This is a genomic window from Streptomyces aurantiacus JA 4570 (genome assembly GCF_000414115.1).
In the GTDB taxonomy this organism is placed as follows: Bacteria; Actinomycetota; Actinomycetes; order Streptomycetales; family Streptomycetaceae; genus Streptomyces; species Streptomyces aurantiacus_A.
The window spans coordinates 1-3,380 of record NZ_AOPZ01000543.1; the positions used below are offsets into that span (position 1 = coordinate 1).

At 75.4% G+C, this 3,380-nt stretch carries 3 protein-coding genes and 1 pseudogene; 1 reads left to right on the forward strand and 3 read right to left on the reverse strand.

The window, feature by feature from the left end; translation table 11 throughout:
- The 3 genes and pseudogenes from STRAU_RS37895 to STRAU_RS44340 all read right to left on the reverse strand — a co-directional run.
- Positions 1 to 824 (reverse strand): beta-ketoacyl synthase N-terminal-like domain-containing protein (locus STRAU_RS37895; RefSeq protein ID WP_037664605.1); only part of this gene is annotated, 824 nt, incomplete at its 3' end.
- A gap of 79 nt (positions 825 to 903) precedes the next feature.
- On the reverse strand, positions 904 to 2,991 hold the full coding sequence (locus STRAU_RS37900) for a type I polyketide synthase (RefSeq protein WP_016645686.1): 2,088 nt from the start codon (positions 2,989 to 2,991) through the stop codon (positions 904 to 906).
- 47 nt (positions 2,992 to 3,038) lie between these two features.
- Positions 3,039 to 3,113 (reverse strand): annotated as a pseudogene (locus STRAU_RS44340) (hypothetical protein); the annotation flags it as partial.
- 80 nt (positions 3,114 to 3,193) lie between these two features.
- Here STRAU_RS44340 and STRAU_RS43250 point away from each other — a divergent pair.
- Positions 3,194 to 3,380, forward strand: a 187-nt coding sequence (locus tag STRAU_RS43250) for a hypothetical protein (RefSeq protein WP_203227513.1), incomplete at its 3' end; no start/stop codon positions are given.

Consider the following 3,380-nt stretch of genomic DNA (forward strand, 5'->3'; position numbering starts at 1 on the left):
CAGCCGGTGCCGTCCGCGGCGTCCGCGAATGCCTTGCAGCGGCCGTCCTCGGCCATGCCGCGCTGGCGGCTGAACTCCACGAAGGCGGTGGGCGTGGACATCAACGACACGCCGCCGGCGAGCGCGAGGCCGCATTCGCCCTGCCGCAGCGCCTGCGCCGCCAGGTGCAGGGCGACGAGCGACGACGAGCAGGCCGTGTCGACGGTCACCGCCGGGCCTTCGAGGCCGAAGCTGTAGGAGAGGCGGCCGGAGACGACGGCCGCGGTGTTGCCGGTGCCCGAGTAGCCCTCGGTGCTGTCGGCGGCGTCGGCGACGACGGCCGTGTAGTCCTGGCCGTTGGTGCCGGTGAACACGCCGGTGCGGCTGCCGCGCAGGCTCAGCGGGTCGATGCCGGCCCGCTCGACGGCCTCCCACGCGGTCTCCAGGAGGAGGCGCTGCTGCGGGTCCATGGCGCGCGCCTCGCGCGGCGAGATCCCGAAGAAGCCCGCGTCGAACTCGTCGGCCGCGTACACGAACCCGCCCTCGCGGGCGTAGGTGGTGCCCTGGTGGTCGGGGTCGGGGTGGTAGAGCCCGGCCGTGTCCCAGCCGCGGTTCGAGGGGAACGCGGACACGGTGTCCACGCCGTCCCGCACGAGCCGCCACAGTTCCTCGGGGGTGCTCGCACCGCCGGGGAAGCGGCAGCTCATCGCGATGATCGCGACCGGCTCCGTGTTCCTGGCGTTCTTGGAGTCCCTGGACTCGAGTTCGCGCACCCGCCGACGCGTCGTGTGCAGATCCGCCGTCACCTGCTTGAGAAGGCGGCGGATTTTGTCGTCGTTCACCATCTGGCCTAGCTCCTAGAGACAAGTCGGTTCGGAGAGTGCGGGGCGCGGTGCGCCCACGAACCACGGCGGGTGCGGCACATCATGAAATTCCGAACTCTTTGCTGATGAAGTCGAACATCTCGTCGTCCGTGGCGGACTCCAGCTCACCGGCGACCTCGGCGTCCTCCCGGCCGTCCTGGCCGTCCCGGCCGTCGTGGCCGGGGGTGCAGCGGTCGAGCAGGATCCGCAGCCGTTCGGCGATCGTGGCCAGCTCGTCGTCCGAGGGCGCGCGCTCGGCGAGGCCCGCCTCCAGGGTGTCGAGCTGGGACAGCAGCGCCCCGGGTGCGTTCCCGTCGGTGCTCAGTTCGGCCTTGAGGTGGCCGGCGAGCGCGGCGGGCGTGGGGTGGTCGAAGACGAGGGTGGTCGGCAGGGGCAGTCCGGTGGCCGTGCCGAGCGCGTTGCGCAGCTCGACGGCGGTGAGCGAGTCGAAGCCCAACTCCCGGAACGCGCGGCCGGGTTCGACCCGCTCCGGCCCCGGGTAGCCGAGGACGGCGGCCGCGTGCGTGCGGACCAGGTCCTCCAGGAACCGGTCCCGCTCCGGCCCGGACAGGGCCGCGAGCCGGTGCGCCAGGTCCGGGCCCGCGGCCTCGTCCCCGCCGTCGGCCCGCGCCGTGCGGTCCCGCAGCGCGCGGGCCTCGGGCAGGTCGGCGAAGAGCGGGTCGGGCGTGATCCCGGGCCCGCCGGAGAGGTACTGCTCCCAGTCGACGTCGGCGATGACCGCGGTGGGCCGCTCGGGCCGCTCGTGGCCGAGGGCCTGCCGCAGCGCGGCGAGGGCGAGCCGGGGCTCCATGGGCGGCACCGCGCCGCCCCGCAGCTGCTCGGCGTCGGCCGCCCCGTCGGTGGCCATCCCGCCACCGGCCCACGCGCCCCAGGCGACGGACGTCGCCGTCAGCCCCTGGGCGCGGCGGTGCTCGGCGAGCGCGTCGAGGCAGGCGTTGGCGGCGGCGTAACTCCCCTGCCCGGCACCGCCGGAGAGCCCCGCGAAGGACGAGAAGAGCACGAACGCCGACAGGTCCGCGTCGCGGGTCAGCTCGTCCAGGTGCCGGGCCGACTCCACCTTCGCGCGGAACACCGTGGCCAGTCGCTCCGGGGTCAGTCCGTCGAGCACGCCGTCGTCCAGGACCCCGGCCGTGTGGAACACCGCGGTCAGCGGCGCGTCCTCGGGGATCGCGTCCAGGACCCGGGCGAGCGCGTCACGGTCGGCCGCGTCGCAGGCGGCGAGGGTCACTTCGGCGCCCAACTCCTCCAGCTCGGCCCGGAGTTCGGCCGCTCCGGGCGCGTCGGGCCCGCGCCTGCTCGTCAGTACGAGATGACGCGCGCCGTGGGCCGCGAGCCAGCGGGCGACGTGCCCGCCGACGGCGCCCGTGCCGCCGGTGATGAGCGCGGTGCCGTGCGGCGTCCACGCGTCCCCGCCGTCGGCGGCGCCGTCGGCCGGGTCCCGCAGCACACGGCGCCCGAACACCCCGGGCCCGCGCACGGCCAGCTTGTCCTCACCGGCCCAGGCGCCGCCGAGCACCCCGGCGAGCCCGTCGAGGGCCCGCTGGTCCACGGCCTCGGGCAGGTCGACCAGACCGCCCCACAGCTTCGGGTACTCCACGGCCACCACCCGGCCGAGACCCCACAGCGCGGCCTGCGCGTACCGCGGCGCCGGGTCGGTGCCGCCCACGGCCACCGCTGACCGCCCGGCCAGCCAGAGCGGGGTGTCCAGGTCGGCGGCGTGCAGGGCCTGCACCAGGGTCACCGTCGCGGCCAGGCCACGGCTGACTCCGCCGCGCACGGCGTGCGGTTCCTCGTCGACGGCCAACAGCGAGAGCAAACCGGCCGGTTGGCCGCCCGCGGCGGCGGCTTCCTTGCGCAGCCGCTCGGCGAGTTCCTCGCGGTCGGTCCCTTCCGCGTCCACGACGACCGTGCGTACGTCGGCTCCGTGCCCGGTGAGCGCTTCCTCGACGGCGTCCGTCCAGGCGGTGTCCGCTCCCCGGTCCGGCACCACGAGCAGCCACGCCCCGCCGAGGCGAGGGGCGGTCGAGCCCTGCCCGAGCGGCTTCCACGAGACGCGGTAGCGCAGCGCGTCCAGCGCGGAGGCTTCGCGCCGCTGCCGCCGCCACGACGACAGCACCGGCAGGACCACGACGACAGCACCGGCAGGACCTCGCCCAGCGCCCCGCCACCTGCCACTCCCCCGGCACCCAACTCGGCGCTCAGCGACTCCAGATCCTCCCGCTCCACGGCCTCCCAGAAGCGCGCCTCCACCTCGTCGACGGCGAGACCGCCGACGCGCGCGGCGGCCGCGGGGGCCGACTCCAGCCAGTAGCGGTCGCGTTGGAAGGCGTATGTGGGCAGGTCGACGCGGCGGCGGGACTCGACCGCGTCAGGACGGAATCCGGGCCCAGCTCCAGCAGCGTCGAGACACCTTGCGCGGTGAGGGCACCCAGGCCGTCATGGAAGCGCACAGCCTCGCGGACGTGCCGCACCCAGTACTCCGGGTCCTGGAGCAGGCCGGGCTCGGCCAGTTCACCG